This window comes from Kitasatospora sp. NPDC096140, from assembly GCF_040303045.1.
Classification (GTDB): domain Bacteria; phylum Actinomycetota; class Actinomycetes; order Streptomycetales; family Streptomycetaceae; genus Kitasatospora.
The window spans coordinates 23329-38831 of record NZ_JBEOUW010000043.1 but is presented as its reverse complement, the minus strand read 5'-3'; the positions used below and the strand labels follow the sequence as shown (position 1 = coordinate 38831).

19 protein-coding genes are annotated in these 15503 nt (G+C 73.4%); 11 read left to right on the top strand and 8 right to left on the bottom strand.

The window, feature by feature from the left end:
• The first annotated feature begins 144 nt into the window (after positions 1-144).
• The 5 genes from ABT048_RS33185 to ABT048_RS33165 all read left to right on the top strand — a co-directional run bounded on the left by ABT048_RS33185 (position 145) and on the right by ABT048_RS33165 (position 2749).
• Positions 145-657 carry an Asp23/Gls24 family envelope stress response protein gene (locus tag ABT048_RS33185; protein WP_350525283.1) on the top strand — a complete coding sequence of 171 codons (513 nt, stop codon included), beginning with the start codon at positions 145-147 and terminating at the stop codon, positions 655-657.
• Between the two features lie 49 nt (positions 658-706).
• Positions 707-898, top strand: a complete 192-nt coding sequence (locus ABT048_RS33180; RefSeq protein WP_350525282.1) for a hypothetical protein — start codon at positions 707-709, stop codon at positions 896-898.
• Positions 898-1239 carry a hypothetical protein gene (locus ABT048_RS33175; protein ID WP_350525281.1) on the top strand — a complete coding sequence of 114 codons (342 nt, stop codon included), beginning with the start codon at positions 898-900 and terminating at the stop codon, positions 1237-1239. Before ABT048_RS33180 ends, ABT048_RS33175 begins: the two co-directional genes overlap by 1 nt.
• Before the next feature lie 161 nt (positions 1240-1400).
• A complete protein-coding gene (locus tag ABT048_RS33170) occupies positions 1401-2105 on the top strand; it encodes a DUF6286 domain-containing protein (protein WP_350525280.1) in 705 nt (234 codons plus the stop codon).
• Positions 2102-2749 (top strand): alkaline shock response membrane anchor protein AmaP, encoded by a 648-nt coding sequence (locus ABT048_RS33165; RefSeq protein WP_350525279.1) that lies wholly within the window; start codon positions 2102-2104, stop codon positions 2747-2749. Before ABT048_RS33170 ends, ABT048_RS33165 begins: the two co-directional genes overlap by 4 nt.
• A gap of 3 nt (positions 2750-2752) precedes the next feature.
• Here ABT048_RS33165 and ABT048_RS33160 read toward each other — a convergent pair whose 3' ends face one another.
• The gene (locus ABT048_RS33160; protein ID WP_350525278.1) at positions 2753-3514 is read right to left on the bottom strand and encodes an SDR family oxidoreductase; all 762 of its coding nucleotides are present in this window, start codon (positions 3512-3514) and stop codon (positions 2753-2755) included.
• A 108-nt stretch (positions 3515-3622) separates the two neighbouring features.
• On the opposite strand from ABT048_RS33160, the gene ABT048_RS33155 reads away from it, so the two are divergent.
• The gene (locus ABT048_RS33155) at positions 3623-4030 is read left to right on the top strand and encodes a MerR family transcriptional regulator (RefSeq protein ID WP_350525277.1); all 408 of its coding nucleotides are present in this window, start codon (positions 3623-3625) and stop codon (positions 4028-4030) included.
• Between the two features lie 3 nt (positions 4031-4033).
• Positions 4034-4372 (top strand): thioredoxin, encoded by a 339-nt coding sequence (gene trxA / locus ABT048_RS33150; RefSeq protein ID WP_350525276.1) that lies wholly within the window; start codon positions 4034-4036, stop codon positions 4370-4372.
• 13 nt (positions 4373-4385) lie between these two features.
• Here the strand turns inward: trxA and ABT048_RS33145 are convergent, their stop codons facing one another.
• Both ABT048_RS33145 and ABT048_RS33140 read right to left on the bottom strand, forming a co-directional pair.
• Complete coding sequence (locus tag ABT048_RS33145) at positions 4386-5186, bottom strand: SURF1 family cytochrome oxidase biogenesis protein (RefSeq protein WP_350525275.1); 801 nt, start codon at positions 5184-5186, stop codon at positions 4386-4388.
• Positions 5187-5217: 31 nt separating this feature from the next.
• Complete coding sequence (locus tag ABT048_RS33140; RefSeq protein ID WP_350525274.1) at positions 5218-6201, bottom strand: DEDDh family exonuclease; 984 nt, start codon at positions 6199-6201, stop codon at positions 5218-5220.
• A gap of 125 nt (positions 6202-6326) precedes the next feature.
• Here ABT048_RS33140 and ABT048_RS33135 point away from each other — a divergent pair, with 125 nt between their 5' ends.
• From ABT048_RS33135 to moaA, 4 genes are all read left to right on the top strand, one after another.
• A complete protein-coding gene (locus ABT048_RS33135) occupies positions 6327-7370 on the top strand; it encodes a zinc-dependent alcohol dehydrogenase family protein (RefSeq protein WP_350525273.1) in 1044 nt (347 codons plus the stop codon).
• A gap of 259 nt (positions 7371-7629) precedes the next feature.
• Positions 7630-7986: a DUF485 domain-containing protein gene (locus ABT048_RS33130; protein WP_350525272.1), complete on the top strand. Its 357-nt coding sequence runs from the start codon at positions 7630-7632 to the stop codon at positions 7984-7986.
• On the top strand, positions 7983-9602 hold the full coding sequence (locus tag ABT048_RS33125) for a monocarboxylic acid transporter (RefSeq protein WP_350525271.1): 1620 nt from the start codon (positions 7983-7985) through the stop codon (positions 9600-9602). Before ABT048_RS33130 ends, ABT048_RS33125 begins: the two co-directional genes overlap by 4 nt.
• A gap of 76 nt (positions 9603-9678) precedes the next feature.
• Positions 9679-10668, top strand: coding sequence for a GTP 3',8-cyclase MoaA (gene moaA / locus ABT048_RS33120; protein WP_350525270.1), 990 nt, complete (start codon positions 9679-9681; stop codon positions 10666-10668).
• A gap of 116 nt (positions 10669-10784) precedes the next feature.
• Here the strand turns inward: moaA and ABT048_RS33115 are convergent, their stop codons facing one another.
• The 5 genes from ABT048_RS33115 to ABT048_RS33095 form a co-directional block, all read right to left on the bottom strand.
• Positions 10785-11012 (bottom strand): hypothetical protein, encoded by a 228-nt coding sequence (locus tag ABT048_RS33115; RefSeq protein ID WP_350525269.1) that lies wholly within the window; start codon positions 11010-11012, stop codon positions 10785-10787.
• A gap of 263 nt (positions 11013-11275) precedes the next feature.
• Positions 11276-11659 carry a DUF3099 domain-containing protein gene (locus ABT048_RS33110; RefSeq protein ID WP_350525268.1) on the bottom strand — a complete coding sequence of 128 codons (384 nt, stop codon included), beginning with the start codon at positions 11657-11659 and terminating at the stop codon, positions 11276-11278.
• 231 nt (positions 11660-11890) lie between these two features.
• Positions 11891-12439 (bottom strand): RNA 2'-phosphotransferase, encoded by a 549-nt coding sequence (locus ABT048_RS33105; protein WP_350525315.1) that lies wholly within the window; start codon positions 12437-12439, stop codon positions 11891-11893.
• Between the two features lie 31 nt (positions 12440-12470).
• The gene (locus ABT048_RS33100; RefSeq protein WP_350525267.1) at positions 12471-13868 is read right to left on the bottom strand and encodes a metallopeptidase TldD-related protein; all 1398 of its coding nucleotides are present in this window, start codon (positions 13866-13868) and stop codon (positions 12471-12473) included.
• On the bottom strand, positions 13868-15421 hold the full coding sequence (locus ABT048_RS33095; RefSeq protein ID WP_350525314.1) for a TldD/PmbA family protein: 1554 nt from the start codon (positions 15419-15421) through the stop codon (positions 13868-13870). Before ABT048_RS33095 ends, ABT048_RS33100 begins: the two co-directional genes overlap by 1 nt.
• Between the last annotated feature and the right edge of the window lie 82 nt (positions 15422-15503).

Here is a 15503-nt window from a genome sequence, read left to right as displayed (position 1 = left end):
TCGGGCCGTCGGCGTTTCCGGGGTGCGCCGCGGGGCCCGGGTGGGCGCCGGCCGGGTGTCGTTCGGCGGGCGCGGAACGTGGCGAAATGCCAGAGTTGGGGAGGTTTGCGATATAGCTGGAGCCGTACGACGGGAGATGTGCCCATGCCTGACACTCCGACGCCCGCGACCCTGCACAAGAACGCCGGCGGTGCTCCGACCCCCGGTCCGCCGCCGGGCTCCCCGGGCGGTGCGAAAGCGGTCGGGGAGCGCGGCCGTACGGCGCTGGCCGTCGGCGTGGTGGAGAAGATCGCCGGGATGGCCGCCCGGGAGGTGTCCGGGATCCACGCGTTGGGCTCCGGGCTCGCGCGCACGTTCGGCGCGATGCGGGACCGGGTGCCCGGTGGCAAGTCCAGCATCGGGCGGGGCATCAAGGCCGAGGTCGGCGAGAAGCAGACCGCGATCGACATCGCACTGGTGGTCGAGTACGGCGTGGTCATCCCCGAACTCGCCCGCCAGGTGCGGGAGAACATCATCGCGGCGGTCGAGCGGATGACCGGCCTGGAGGTCGTCGAGGTGAACATCGCGGTCAACGACGTCCACCTCCCGGACGAACCGGAGTTCGAGGAGGAAGAGGAGCCGGTGGTGGCGCCGGGGCAACGGGCCAAGCTCAAGTAGCGGGCGGCGCCGACGGCGCACCACGCAGCGAGGAACGAGGGAGTAGCGGATGAACCTGGCCATCGTCGGCCTGGTGGTGGGCATGGCCCTCGGCTTCGCCGGGTACTTCGGGGGGTTCGCGGCGTTCCTGCTGGTGGGCGCGCTCGGACTGGTCGGCTTCGTGGGCGGGCGTCTGCTGGAGGGGGACATCGAGCTGGGTGAACTCGGGGACCTGTTCCGCGGCCGCGACCGGCGCCGTTGATGGCGGCCTCTGCCCCCGGCCCGGTTCCGGTGTCGGGGCGGCGGGGGCGGCTGCGGGTCGCCGACCGGGTCTACGCCAGGATCGCGGCCCGGGCGGCCCGGGAGGTGCAGGTCGGCGCCTGGCCCGCCGGGCGGGCGAAGGGGGCGCCGCCGCACGTCTCGGTGGCGGTGCCCGGGAGCACGGTGACGGTCCGGGTCGAGGTCGAGCTGCCCTTCCCGGCGGACATCGCGGGGCTGGCCCGGACGATGCGGGCGGCGATCGCCGAGCGGGTGCTGCGGCTGACCGGGACCAGGGTGTCGGACGTGGTGGTCGTGGTCGAGAAGCTGGTGGGGGCGTCGTGAGCGACGTGAGCGACGCACCTGCGGGCGACGTGTCTGCGGGCGGCGCGCCTGCGGGTGACGTGCCAGCGACCGGCGCGGACACGGAGGCCGTCGAGGGTCCGGGAGCGGGGGCGGGGACGGTACGGAGGCTGCGGGCGCCGCGGACGGTGGCGGCCACGGCGGTGGCGACCGTGCTGCTGCTGGCCGCGGGGGCGCTGCTGTACGACGTGATCGCGGTCCGCGCCGGGCAGCCGGCGCGGGCGTGGCGGGCGCAGATCGTGGACGAGCTGGCGACTCGGCACCTGGACGACACGTGGGTGCTGGTCGGGGCCGGGGTGGCCGCACTGCTGGGCGGGTGGCTGCTGTGGCTGGCGATCGCGCCCGGGCTGGGGCGGTGGCTGGTGCTGCGGCCCTACGGGGCCACCGCGGCGGCCGTCGAGCGGGCCGGGATCGGGCACCTGCTGACGGACCGGGCGGCGGGGCTGGCCGGGATCGACCACCTGAGGATCAAGGTGGGGCGGCGCAGGGCCCGGGTCTCGCTGGTCGGTCCGGCCGATCCGGCTTCGGTGCAGCGGCAGTTGCGGGACGAGCTGGACCGGGTGGGGTTGGCCCGGCCGTTGCGGTTGGACGTGCGCACGGCCGGTGGGCGCGCGGCGGGCGGCGACGCGGGGGCCGGCCCGGAGGCGGAGGCAGAGTCGGAGGCAGAGCCCGAGGCGGGGACAGCGGCGACGGCGGAGGCAGAGCCCGAGGCGGGGACAGCGGCGACGGCGGAGGCAGAGCCCGAGGCGGGGACAGCGGCGACGGCGGAGGCAGCGCCCGAGCCAGGGGAAGCGCCCGAGACGGGACCCGGCACGGGGGCCGGGCCGGGAACGGGGGCCGCGCCGTGACGCGGGTGGTCGTCAACCGGGTGCTGCTGGGGGCGGTGGGCCTGGTGCTGCTGGGTGTCGGGGTGCTGGTGCTGGCGGGCGGGCTCGACCTGTACCGGCGGTTGGGCGTGAGCCCGCCGCACTGGTGGCCGTGGACGTCGCCGGACCAACCGGTGGTGAGCGTGCGCACGCGCAGCCGGTGGGTGGACTCGACGTGGTGGTGGCCGACGGTGATCGGCGGGCTGGCCGTGCTGATGGCGGGGATGGTGTGGTGGCTGGTGGCGCAGCTGCGGCGCACCGGGCTGTCCAGCATCGCGGTGCCCACGCCGGGGGTGAGCGGGCTCCGGCTGCGGGTCGGCGCCCGGGCGTTGGAGGAGGCGATGGAGAGCGGGACGGCCGTGCTGCCCGAGGTCGAGCGGGCGGGGATCCGGCTGGTGCGGGCGCCGCGGCACCCGCGGTTGCGCGGTGCGGTGCGGTTGACGCCGGGCGGGGATCCGGCCGGGCTGGTGGCGCACTTCGAGGACGGGCCCCGGACCGACGCGTGCCGCAGCCTGAGCCTGCCGGAGCTGCCCGCCGACCTGCGGATCCGGGTGTTGCAGGCGGCCCCCGCCGAGCCGCGGCACCGGTGGCCCCGGCGGTGGCGGAGGCGGTCGCGGGTGGTGTAGGGATCAGAGGGTGCGCAGGGCGCCGCCGTCGACCGGGACCATCAGACCGGTCAGGTAGGAGGCGGCGGGGGAGAGCATGAAGGCGGCGACCTTGCCGAACTCTTCGGGGGTGCCGTAGCGGCCGAGCGGGATGCCGGCGCTGGCCGCGGTGCGGGCGGCCTGCGGGTCGTCGGCGAGGGCGTCGAGTTCGCGGACCCGGTCGGTGTCGATCCGGGCGGGCAGCAGGCCGACCACGCGGATGCCGCGGGGGCCGAGCTCGTCGGCGAGCGTCTTGGCGGCCATCGCGAGGCCCGGGCGCAGGCCGTTGGACACGCCGAGGCCGGGGATCGGCTGGCGGACCGAGCTGGAGAGCACGAAGCCGATCACACCGCCGTCGGAGAGTTCGGCGGCGGCCGCGCGGGCGAGGCGGAGGGCGCCGAGGAAGACGGACTCGAAGGCGTCGCGCCAGGCCTCCTCGGGGGTGGTCTCGACCGGGCCGGCCGGGGGGCCGCCGACGCTGATCAGGATGCCGTCGAAACGGCCGAAGTGCTGCCTGGCCTCGGCGATCAGGCGCTCGGGGGTGTCGGGGGAGGCGTTGTCGGCGACCATGCCCCGGGCGGTGCCGAGGGCGCCGAGTTCGGCCACGGCCTTGTCGACGGCCTGTCGGGTGCGGCCGCTGACCAGGACGCGGGCGCCGTCGGCGGCGAGTTCGCGGGCGGCGGCGAGGCCGAGGCCCCGGGTGGCGCCGGTGACGATGTAGGCCTTGTCTTCGAGTCCGAGATCCATGGGGGACATCTTGCCGGGTGGGGCGGGCGTTCGGCGGCGCGGGCTGGCGTTGACGCCGGGGGGAAGGTTTACGGTCGTCGCCGGAAGTGCGGGAGGAGCGGGTTCGGCATGCGGATCGGGGAGTTGGCGGAGCGGGCGGGGACGACCACGCGGGCGCTGCGGTACTACGAGCAGTTGGGTCTGTTGCCGGCCCGGCGGGCGGGCAACGGGTACCGGGCGTACGACGAGGGGGACCTGCGGCTGTTGCGGGAGATCCGGATGCTCCAGGACGCCGGGTTCGGGCTGGAGGAGACCCGGCCGTTCGTGGAGTGCCTGCGGGCGGGTCACCCGGAGGGGGACTCGTGCCCGGCCTCGCTGGAGGTGTACGAGCGCAAGCTCGCCGAGTTGGACGACTGCATCGCGCGGCTGCAGGAGGCGCGTGCGCAGGTGGCCGGGCAGTTCGAGCGGGCGGTGCGGGCACGGGACGACCTCGCGGCTTCCGAGCGACCACCACGGTGTGAACTGGCGGAGGAGTAGACGATGGTGGAGATCACGGGTGTGCCGGCGGTGACGGACGACACGTTCGCCGCGGAGGTGTTGGCGGCCGAGGGGCCGGTGCTGGTGGACTTCACGGCGGACTGGTGCCCGCCGTGCCGGATGATGGCCCCGGTGCTGGCGGACATCGCCCGGGAGGAGGCGCACCGGCTGCGGGTGGTGAGCGTCGACGTGGACCACAACCCGCGGACGCAGGCGGCGTACGGGGTGCTCTCGATGCCGACGCTGATGGTGTTCCGCGGCGGGCAGCCGGTGCGGTCGGTGGTGGGGGCGCGGGCGAAGGCGCGGCTGCTGCGCGAGCTGGACGACGTGCTCCGCGCTTGAGGACGGACCCTGGCTAGGCCGGGACGGGTTCGGCGACGGTCTCGGGCTCGGCGGCCTGCTTGGCGCGGTCCTTGGCCTCGCGGCGGGCGAGGATCCAGACGCCGACCGGGATCATCGCCGTGAACAGCCACCACTGGATGGCGTAGGCCATGTGCGGGCCGATGTCGGAGTGGTTGGGCTCGGGGATCAGCTGCGGCTGGTCGGCCGGGGCCGGGGTGGTGGCGGAGAGTTCGAGGTAGCCGCCGAGGAGGGTGGCGCCGGTGTCCTTGACCTGCTCGGCGGTGTTGATCAGGTTGAACTGGCGGTCCGGCAGGCCGGACCGGTCCTTGATGCCGCTGGCGCCGTAGGTCTCGTCGGCGCGCATCCGTCCGGTGACGGAGACCTCACCGGTGGGGGCCGCGGGGACGGGCGGGTACTCGGTGGCGGTGGCGCCGGAGGCGACCCAGCCGCGGTTGACCAGGACGCTGCCCTTGCCGTCGGAGAGCTTCAGCGGGGTCACGACGAAGTAGCCGATCGTGTCCCCGCTGGAGTCGGTCCGCTTGCGGACCACGAACTCGTGTGCCGGGTCGTACTGGCCGGTGGCGGTCACCGCGCGCCAGGTGAGGTCCTTGGGGACCGCGAAGCCGGGCGTCGGGGACAGCGTGTCGAAGGGGACCGGGGCGTCCGTGAGGGCCTTGCCGATCAGCTCGTTCCGGGCCACCCGCGCCTCGTGGCGGTGCAGCTGCCAGAAGCCCAGCTTGATCGTCGCGGGGATCAGCAGCAGCGCGATCAGCATGGTGATCAGCCACTGGCGGGTCAGCAGAAAACGGTACACATGGGAACGGTACGCCGACCTCACAACGGGCTCACGCACCGGGGTGCGGGGCGACCTCGCGCAGCAGCTGCAGGAAGGCGTCCTCGGTGACCACCGGGGTGCCGACCTCACGGGCCTTGCGGGCCTTGCCGCTCCAGCTGTCCGGTTCGTTGGTGACCAGCAGGCTGGTGAGGCGGCTCACAGAGGTGGCGATGTGCAGGCCGGCCTCGACGGCGCGGTCCTCCAGCAGCTCGCGGTCGGTCGCGGTGTCGCCGGTGAAGGCCACCCGCATGCCCTGGACCAGCGGCTCGCCGTCCTGCCAGCGTCCCGGGTTGGGGTGCGGGCAGGGCGGGCGCTTCTTGGCCTGGCGGTAGTTCGCGCCGGTCCAGGAGGCGCGGCCGGGGGCGGCGGGCTCGTCCTCGCCGAGGTCGGTGACCGCGACGCAGTTCTGCAGCGGCAGCGGGACGCCGCCGAGGCGGGCGAGGTGCAGGCTGGGGCGGAAGGCCTCGGCGAGCACCCGGGCGTCGTCCAGGGCGTTGTGGGCGTGGCGCTGCCGGACGCCGAAGTGCGCGGCGAGCGAGGCCAGCTTGCCGTTGGGCAGCGGCAGGCGCAGGTCGCGGGAGAGGACCATGGTGCACAGCCGCTGCTCGACCGGGGCGTGCAGACCGGCCCGGGAGAACTCGCGGGAGATCATGTTCCAGTCGAAGAGCGCGTTGTGCGCGACCAGGACCCGGCCACGCAGCCGGTCGGCGAACTCGTCGGCGACCTGCGGGAAGGTCGGGGCGGAGGAGAGCAGCTCGGTGGTCAGGCCGTGGATCCAGACCGGGCCCGGGTCCCGCTCGGGGTTGACCAGGGTGTACCAGTGGTCGGTGACCTCGCCGTCCGGGTCCAGCTGGTAGACGCCCGCCGAGATGACGCGGTCCGTACGGCCGAGACCGGTGGTCTCGACGTCGACGACCGCGAAGCCCTCGGTGGGGGCGGCGGAGCGCTGTGCGGGGACCGGGGCGGTCCTCGGCGCGGGCTGGATCGGTTGCATGGTCCAACAGGATAAGGGGCGGGGCGGAGGGGCCTGGCCGGAATGTTCCGACCGACCGGCCGGAATAGAGTGGTCGACGGGGGTGTCGTACACCTGGTCGAGTTCGTTTCAGTTAAGGACAGCGCATGCGTGCCACCGTGATCCACGGCCCCAACGACATCCGGATCGAGGACGTACCGGACCCGGTGATCCAGCACCCGACGGACGTGGTGCTCCGCGTGCTGAACGCCTGCATCTGCGGCAGCGACCTGTGGGCGTACCGCGGGGTGGCCCAGCGGGTGGCCGGCCAGCGGATCGGGCACGAGTTCCTGGGCGTGGTCGAGGAGGCCGGTGCCGAGGTGCGCGGCTTCGCCAAGGGCGACCTGGTGCTGGCGCCGTTCGTCTGGTCGGACGGGACGTGTGATTTCTGTCGCGAAGGCCTGCACACCTCCTGCCCGCACGGCGGGTTCTGGGGGCAGGTCGGCTCGGACGGCGGACAGGGCGAGGCCGTACGGGTGCCGTTCGCGGACGGGACGCTGGTGAAGCTGCCGAAGGAGGCGGCCGGTGACGAGAAGCTGCTGCCCGGGCTGCTGGCGCTGTCGGACGTGATGTCGACCGGGCACCACGCGGCGGTCTCGGCGCGGGTGCGGCCCGGTTCGACGGTCGCGGTGGTCGGCGACGGCGCGGTGGGCCTGTGCGGCGTCCTGGCGGCGCACCGGCTGGGCGCGGGCCGGATCATCGCGCTGGGCCGGCACACCGCCCGGACCGAGCTGGCCCGTCGCTTCGGGGCGACGGACGTGGTCGCCGAGCGCGGGGACGCCGCCATCGAGGCGGTCAAGGAGCTGACCGGGGGCCAGGGCGCGCACGCGGTGCTGGAGGCGGTCGGCACCGAGGAGTCGATGCGGACGGCCGTCTCGATCGCCCGCGACGGCGGCGCGGTGGGCTACGTCGGGGTGCCGCACGGCGGCAGCGCGGGCGTGGACATCGGTCAGATGTTCGGCCGAAACGTTTCGCTGAACGGTGGCGTCGCCCCGGCCCGCGCGTACATCCCCGAGCTGCTGCCGGACGTGCTCTCCGGGGCCATCGAGCCGGGCCTGGTGTTCGACCGCACGGTCGACCTGGACGGCGTGCCGGACGGCTACCGGGCGATGGACGACCGCTCGGCGCTGAAGGTCCGGATCGCCTTCTGACGCGTCGTCACGAGGGGCGGCACCGCTGGTCGGTGCCGCCCCTTTCGCATGCGCCGGGGGTGGTCCGAAGGGGTGCAAGTGGTCGTTTTCGGCCATTCGGGTGGCGCGAGGGGGTGAACGCCTGGCTGATCGCGGTCAACTCCTATCCGGTATGGGCACGACGCTCCTAGCATTGCGCGGCGCGTCAGCCACATGTGACGCCCCTCACGTTCGATCGTTCCCCTGTGTGCCAGCTACGCCGAAGGAGTGAGGAGAAAGAGTGGATTCGCCGCCGATCACCACTGCCCCCACGGAAGTCCAACTCATCGACGACAGCGAGGAGTTCCGTACCCTCCGGCGCTCGTTCCGGAGCTTCGCCTTCCCGGTCACCATCGGCTTCGTGCTCTGGTACCTGCTCTACGTCCTGCTCTCCTGCTACGCCCCCGGCCTGATGCGCGCCAAGGTCGCCGGGCACGTCAACGTCGCCCTGGTGCTCGGGCTGCTGCAGTTCGCCACCACCTTCGCGATCGCCGCCTGGTACGCCCGCTACGCGGACCGGCGGATCGACCCCGCCGCCACCGCGATCCGCGAGGCGCACGGTGCCGTCGTCCACGCCCCCCGGGAGTCCGCCGAATGACATTGCTCTCCAGCTCCGCCACCGAGCACCGCGGCCTGACGATGACCCTGTTCGGGGTCTTCGTGGTGGCCACCCTGGTCATCACCGTCTGGGCCGGGCGGCAGAACCGGAGCGCCTCCGACTTCTACGCCGGCGGCCGCGGCTTCACCGGCTTCCAGAACGGTCTGGCCATCTCCGGCGACTACATGTCCGCCGCCTCCTTCCTCGGCATCGCCGGGCTGATCGCGCTCAACGGCTACGACGGCTTCCTGTACTCGATCGGCTTCCTGGTCGCCTGGCTGGTCGCGCTGCTGCTGATCGCCGAACCGCTGCGCAACTCCGGCCGCTTCACCATGGCGGACGTGCTCGCGTTCCGGATGCGCCAGCGTCCGGTGCGCACCGCGGCCGGCGTCTCCACCATCGTGGTGTCGATCTTCTACCTGCTCGCCCAGATGGTCGGCGCGGGGGCGCTGGTGGCGCTGCTGCTGGGAGTCACCGGGGACGGCGCCAAGCGGTGGACCATCCTGGCGGTGGGCGCGCTGATGATCATCTACGTGGTGATAGGGGGCATGAAGGGCACCACCTGGGTGCAGATCGTCAAGGCGGTCCTGCTGATCGCCGGTGCCGCGCTGATGACCGTCCTGGTGCTCGCCAAGTACCACTTCAACCCCTCCGAGCTGCTCGGCGCGGCGGCCTCCGCCAGCGGCAAGGGTGCGGCCTTCCTCGAACCCGGGCTGAAGTACGGCGCCAGCGACACCTCCAAGCTCGACTTCATCAGCCTCGGGATCGCCCTCGTGCTCGGCACCGCCGGCCTGCCGCACATCCTGGTCCGCTTCTACACCGTCCCCACCGCCAAGGCGGCCCGGAAGTCGGTGCTCTGGGCGATCGGCATCATCGGCGTCTTCTACCTGATGACCCTGGCGCTCGGCTTCGGTGCGGCGGCCCTGGTCGGCCGCAGCGGCATGGTGGCCGTCGAGGGCAAGACGCCGTCCGGGAACACCGCGGCGCCGCTGCTCGCCGAGCAGCTCGGCGGCGGGGCCGGGACCACCGGCGGGGCGATCATGCTCGCGGTGATCTCGGCGGTCGCCTTCGCCACCATCCTCGCCGTGGTCGCCGGGCTCACCCTCGCCTCCTCGGCCTCCTTCGCGCACGATCTGTATGCCAACGTGATCCGGCGCGGGAAGGCGAGCGAGAAGGAGGAGGTGCTCTCGGCGAAGTGGGCCGCGGTGGTGATCGGCGCGATCTCCATCGTGCTCAGCCTCTACGCCGGCAAGCTCAGCACCGCAGCCCTGGTGGCGCTCGCCTTCGCGGTGGCCGCCTCGGCGAACCTGCCGACCCTGCTGTACTCGCTGTTCTGGAAGCGCTTCACCACCGTCGGCGCGGTCAGCTCGGTCTACGCCGGCCTGATCTCCTCGGTGGTGCTGGTGGCGTTCTCCCCGGTGCTGTCCGGGAGCGAGAAGTCGCTGTTCCCGCACGCCGACTTCCACTGGTTCCCGCTGGAGAACCCCGGCCTGGTCTCCATCCCGATCGGCTTCCTGGCGGGCTGGCTCGGCACCCTGCTGTCCACCGAACGACCCGACCCGGCGAAGTACGCTGAACTGGAGGTCCGCTCACTGACCGGACTGGGCGCCCATTGATCGTTCCGCGATGACTATGCTGGCCCGGCCCGCCGTGACGGTGGCCGGGCCGGCCGCATCTCGGGGAAGGACGCACGTGCTGCTCGACAGCTTCGGACGACAGGCCGTGGACCTGCGGGTCTCCCTCACGGACCGGTGCAACCTGCGCTGCACCTACTGCATGCCCGAGGAGGGCCTGCAGTGGCTGGCCAAGCCGGAGCTGCTGACCGACGAGGAGATCGTCCGGCTGGTCACGATCGCCGTGCGCGACCTGGGCGTCCGCGAGGTCCGCTTCACCGGCGGCGAGCCGCTGCTGCGCCCCGGACTGGTCCCCGTGGTCGCCGCCTGCGCGGAGCTGGAGCCCCGCCCCGAAATCTCGCTGACCACCAACGGCATCGGCCTGGCCCGCACCGCGACGGCGCTGCGCGAAGCCGGCCTCGACCGGGTCAACGTCTCGCTGGACACCCTCGACCCCGAGGTGTTCCACACCCTCACCCGCCGTCGGCGCCACCAGGACGTACTGGACGGGCTGGCCGCCGCCGAGGCCGCCGGGCTGGCGCCGGTCAAGCTGAACGCGGTGCTGATGCGCGGGGTCAACGACCACGAGGCGGGCGACCTGCTGGCCTGGTGCCTGGAGCGGGGCTACGAGCTGCGCTTCATCGAGCAGATGCCGCTGGACGCCCAGCACGGCTGGGACCGCTCCTCGATGGTCACCGCGGAGGAGATCCTGGAGCTGCTCCGCGCCCGCTTCGCGCTCACCCCGGAGCCCTCCGGCAGCCGGGGCGCGGCCCCCGCCGAACGCTGGCTGGTGGACGGCGGCCCGGCCCGGGTCGGCGTGATCGCCTCGGTCACCCGCCCGTTCTGCCGGGCCTGCGACCGCACCCGGCTGACGGCCGACGGCCAGGTGCGCAACTGCCTGTTCGCGACCGGGGAGACGGACCTGCGCACGGCGCTGCGCTCCGGCGCGGACGACGCCGAGCTGGCCGCGCTGTGGCGGGCGGCGATGTGGGGCAAGAAGGCCGGGGCCGGGATCGACGACCCGGAGTTCCTCCAGCCGGAGCGGCCGATGTCCGCGATCGGCGGCTAGGACGGGGCCGGCGAGCGGGCCGCGGTGGGCGGCCTGCGCCCGGTGTGCAGCGCCGGGGTGCGGTCGGGTCGGGGTGCGGTCGGGTCGGGTTGGGGCGCGGTCGGGTCGGGGCGCGGTCAGGCCGGGGTGCCGGGCTCGGGGGTCCAGTCGGCGAAGGCGACGACCTCCTTGAGGAAGCCGCGCACGCCGAGGAACTGCGACAGGTGCTCGCGGTGCTCGTCGCAGGCGAGCCAGGTCTTGCGGCGGTCCGGGGTGTGCAGCTTGGGGTTGTTCCACACCAGCACCCAGCCGGCGTCCGCCCGGCAGCCCTTGGCGGAGCAGATCGGCGTCTGCGGGGTGTCCATCGGGCCGTCCTCAGCGTTAGGCGGGAAGAATGCACCGCCAGTCTGTCACGCCCGGTCGGGACGACCGGATCCGGGCATGGCGACGCCGGGCAGCCACGGGGGGAGCTGCCCGGCGTCGGTCCGTCGCTCCGACGGGGGATGCGGAGCGCGTACGCAGTATGTCACGCCACGACCCCCGGATGGGGAGGTCTTGCATGATTAATCTGAGCTTCTTTTGAGCTTTCGCCGAGCGGGGCGCGGGCGAAGCGGGGTGAAAAGGACGGTCAGTTCACGTCCTGTGAAGGATCGGTGGCAGAGGCCTTTGCCTCTCCTGTACCGGCAGTCGCACCCGCCCCACCCCTCCCACCGGGGCCCAGCATCAGCGGGGTGTCCGAGGGGATGTCGAAGGCGCTCGGCAGGCCCGGGGCCCGCTCCCGTCCGGCGTTCGCTATCAACACGGCGAAGTAGGGCAGCAGCACGCCGCCGGCCAGTGCCACGAACGCCAGCCAGCGCTGGACGTCCCACAGCACCACCGCGAGCAGTACGCAGACGGTGCGGAGCAGCATCGAGACGACGTAGCGGCGCTGGCGCCCCCGGACGTCCTCGCTGAGGCTGCTGCGCGCCCCCGTGATCCGGAAGACCCGGCCGTCGCCGGCGCTCTTGCCCATGTGTCCTACCGCCCTCGTCACGCACCCGCGCGCCTGGCCGCGCGGCCTCCTCACGGTACGCCCGGGTTGGCGGGGCGACGAGACCGGGTGGGGCGGACCCACCCGGTCGGGTGCCCGATGGGCCTGTCCGGCGGAGCGGACGGCCCGGCCCGGGGCGGCCGGCGGGTGTGCGCGTCGAGGGCGCGCGTCGGGTGGGCCCGTCGGAGGTGCCCGCCGGGGGCGGGTGCCCGGCTACGAGCGCCGGGAGAGGTACTGCGGCGGTACGGCGTCGGTGAGCCAGACGCCGTTCTCGCTGACCCGGAACTCGTGGCCGGCCGCCGCCATCGCGGCGGCGTTCACCGTCAGCACCACCGGGCGGCCGTGCCGGGCGCCGACCCTGGTCGCCGTCTCGGTGTCGGCCGAGAGGTGGACGTCCTGGCGGGCCATCGGGCGCAGGCCCTCGCGGAAGATCGCCGCGAGGTGCCGGTCGGCGGTGCCGTGGTAGAGCACGTGGGGCGGCACGGCGGCGGCCAGACCGAGGTCGACCGCCACCGTGTGGCCCTGGTTCGCGCGGATCGAGAGGCCGTCCGGTGAGTAGCCGAAGCGGCGTTTGTTGTTGGTGGTCACCACGTGGTCCAGCTCGACCCGGGTCAGCCGGTTGCCCTTGGCCGCCAGCGCGGCGAGCAGCACGTCGATCCGGACCCAGCCGGCCTCGTCCAGCGTGACACCCACCCGGTCGGGGTCGTGCCGCAGGATGCGGGCCAGCATCTTGCTGGTCTTGACCAGCCGCTTCTCGTCCATCATGTCTCTCGTATCCCCCGTCGGTCAGTGGCTATGAGGCCTGGCTGACCGAACTCATGTTGAAGTCCGCGACACGCACGGGTGGCATCGCGGTGCGGGTGAACCAGTCGCTCCACTCGCGGGGCAGGCAGTGCTCGGTGCGGCCCACCTCGGTGATCCGGTCCAGGAGGTCCACCGGGGACTCGTTGAACCGGAAGTTGTTGACCGCGCCGACGACCTCGCCGTTCTCCACCAGGTAGACGCCGTCCCGGGTGAGGCCGGTGAGCAGCAGCGTCGCCGGGTCCACCTCGCGGATGTACCAGAGGCAGGTGAGCAGCAGGCCGCGTTCGGTGCGGGCGATCATCTCGTCCAGGGTCGGCGCCGACTCCTGGTCGGCCGTCTCCAGGACGAGGTTGTCGATCGCCGGACGGACCGGCAGCCCGGTCAGGCCGGCCGAGTGGCGGCTGGTGACGAGGTCGTTCAGCACGCCCCCGCGGATCCACTCGGTGGCGGCGACCGGTTCGCCGTTGTCGAAGACCGAGGCGTCCCCGCCGGTGGAGTGCGTGAGCACGAACGGCGGGGCCTGCAGGCCGGGCTCCTGCGGGTCGGAGCGCAGCGTCAGCGGCAGCCCGCTGAGCTTGTCGCCGATCCGGGTGCCGCCGCCGGGCTTGGAGAACACCGTCCGGCCCTCGTGGGCGTCCCGGCCGCCGCAGGACCAGCTGAGGTAGACCATCAGGTCGGCGACGGCCGACGGCGGCAGCAGCGTCTCGTAGCGGCCGGCCGGCAGGTCCACCTTGCGGGCGCCCCAGCCGAGGCGCTTGGTCAGTTCGGTGTGCAGGGCGGCGACGTCGACGTCGGTGAAGTCCCGGGTGGCGGCGCCGATCCAGGCCGAGCCGGACAGGTCGGCGGTCTTGGCGTTGAACTCGACCATGCCGGTGGGCTGGTCGTGGCGCAGCCGCAGGCCGGTGGAGCTGCCCAGGTAGCTGGAGGTCACCTCGTGCCGGGCGAAGCCGTACAGCAGCTCGCCCTGGGCGGCGGCGCGGGCGAAGGCCTCGCCGAGGGCCGGGCCGAAGGCGTCGAAGACCGCGATCGAGGTCTCCGCGGGCGGCTCGGTGAAGTCCGGGGACGCGGGCCGGTCGGCGACCAGGGGCTGGGCGTCCTCGGCCGGGCCGGCCGCGCGGGCGGCCTGCTCGGCGGCCCGGACCAGGCCCTCGACCTCCTCCGGGGTGACGGCGTCGCGGGAGACCACGCCGGAGGCGGTGCCCTCGGCGCCGGCGACGGTGGCGATCACGGTCAGCCGGCGGCCGCGGGTGACGCCGTTGGTGGTCAGGGCGTTGCCCGCCCAGCGCAGGTTGGCGGTGGAGTCCTCGTCGGCGATCACCACGCAGCCGTCGGCGCGGGAGAGGCCGAGTGCCAGCTCGACGAGTTCGTGGGGCTGCATCGCGGTCATCAGTGACCCGCCTCCTGCTGGGTGTTGAGCACGTTGACGTTCCGGAACAGCGCCGACGGGCAGCCGTGGCTGACGGCCGCGACCTGACCGGGCTGCGCCTTGCCGCAGTTGAAGGCGCCGCCGAGGACGTAGGTCTGCGGGCCGCCGACCGCCGCCATCGAGCCCCAGAAGTCGGTGGTGGTGGCCTGGTAGGCGAAGTCCTTGACCTGGCCCGCGAGTTCGCCGTTCTTGATGGCGTAGGCGCGCTGCCCGGTGAACTGGAAGTTGTACCGCTGCATGTCGATCGACCAGGAGCGGTCGCCGACGATGTACAGGCCGTTCTCCACGTCGGCGAACAGGCCCTCGGTGTCCGGGCCGTCGGCGGCCGGCCGGAGCGAGACGTTGGCCATCCGCTGGACCGGGACGTGCGCCGGGGAGTCCGCGAAGGCGCAGCCGTTGGAGCGCTCGAAGCCCTTCAACTTGGCCATGCCGCGGTCCAGTTGGTAGCCGACCAGGACGCCGTCCCGGACCAGGTCCCAGGACTGGGTGGCGACGCCCTCGTCGTCGTAGCCGATGGTGGACAGGCCGTGCTCGGCGGTGCGGTCGCCGGTGACGTGCATCAGCTCGGAGCCGTACTTCAGTGAGCCGAGCTTGTCGAAGGTGGCGAAGGAGGTGCCGGCGTAGGCGGCCTCGTAGCCGAGCGCGCGGTCGAGCTCGGTGGCGTGGCCGATCGACTCGTGGATGGTGAGCCACAGGTTGGTCGGGTCGATGACCAGGTCGTAGCGGCCGGCCTCGACGCTCGGGGCCCTCATCTTCTCGGCGAGCAGGACGGGCAGCTCGGCCAGCTCGGCGTCCCAGTCCCAGCCGGTGCCGGTGACGTACTCGTAGCCGCGGCCGACCGGCGGGGCCAGCGTCATCATCGAGTCGAAGGCGCCGGTGCGCTCGTCGACCGAGGTGGCCTCCAGCTCGGAGTGCACCCGGATCCGCTGCTGGGTGGTCACCGTGCCCGCGGTGTCCGCGTAGAACTTGTTCTCCTGGATGGTCTTCAGGGCCGCCTGGACGTGCGAGACGCCCTCGGCGGCCAGCAGCCGGGAGCTGCGCTCGGCGAGCAGCGCGGTCTTCTCGGCGTCCGGCACCTCGAAGGGGTTGACCTCGTACGCGGAGACCCAGGTGACGTCCCGGTGGACCGGCTCGTCGGCCAGCTCGACCCGCTCGGTGGAGCCGGCCGCCCGGCTGATCCCGCCGGACAGGCGGGCCACCGCGACGGCCTGCTCGGCGACCTTCGCCGCGGCGGCGGTGGTGAGGTCCACGCCGGCGGCGAAGCCCCAGGCGCCGTCCAGCAGCACCCGGACGGCGAAGCCCAGCTGCACGCCGTCGGAGGTGCCGGCCGGACGGGCGTCGCGCAGCCGCCAGGAGGCGCTGCGGATCCGCTCCAGACGGAAGTCGGCGTGGTTCGCGCCGAGTTCGCGGGCCCGGGTGAGGGCGGCGTCGGCGAGGGTGCGCAGCGGCAGGGCGAGGAACAGCGGGTCGACGGCGCGCCCGGTCGGGGCGCCGGAGCGGTCGGCCGGAGGGATCGGAGGCAATCGGGCTCCCAGGTCGCGGAGGGTGGCGGTGCGGCGCCACAGGGGCGTCCGCACCGCATCATTCCCGTCCACC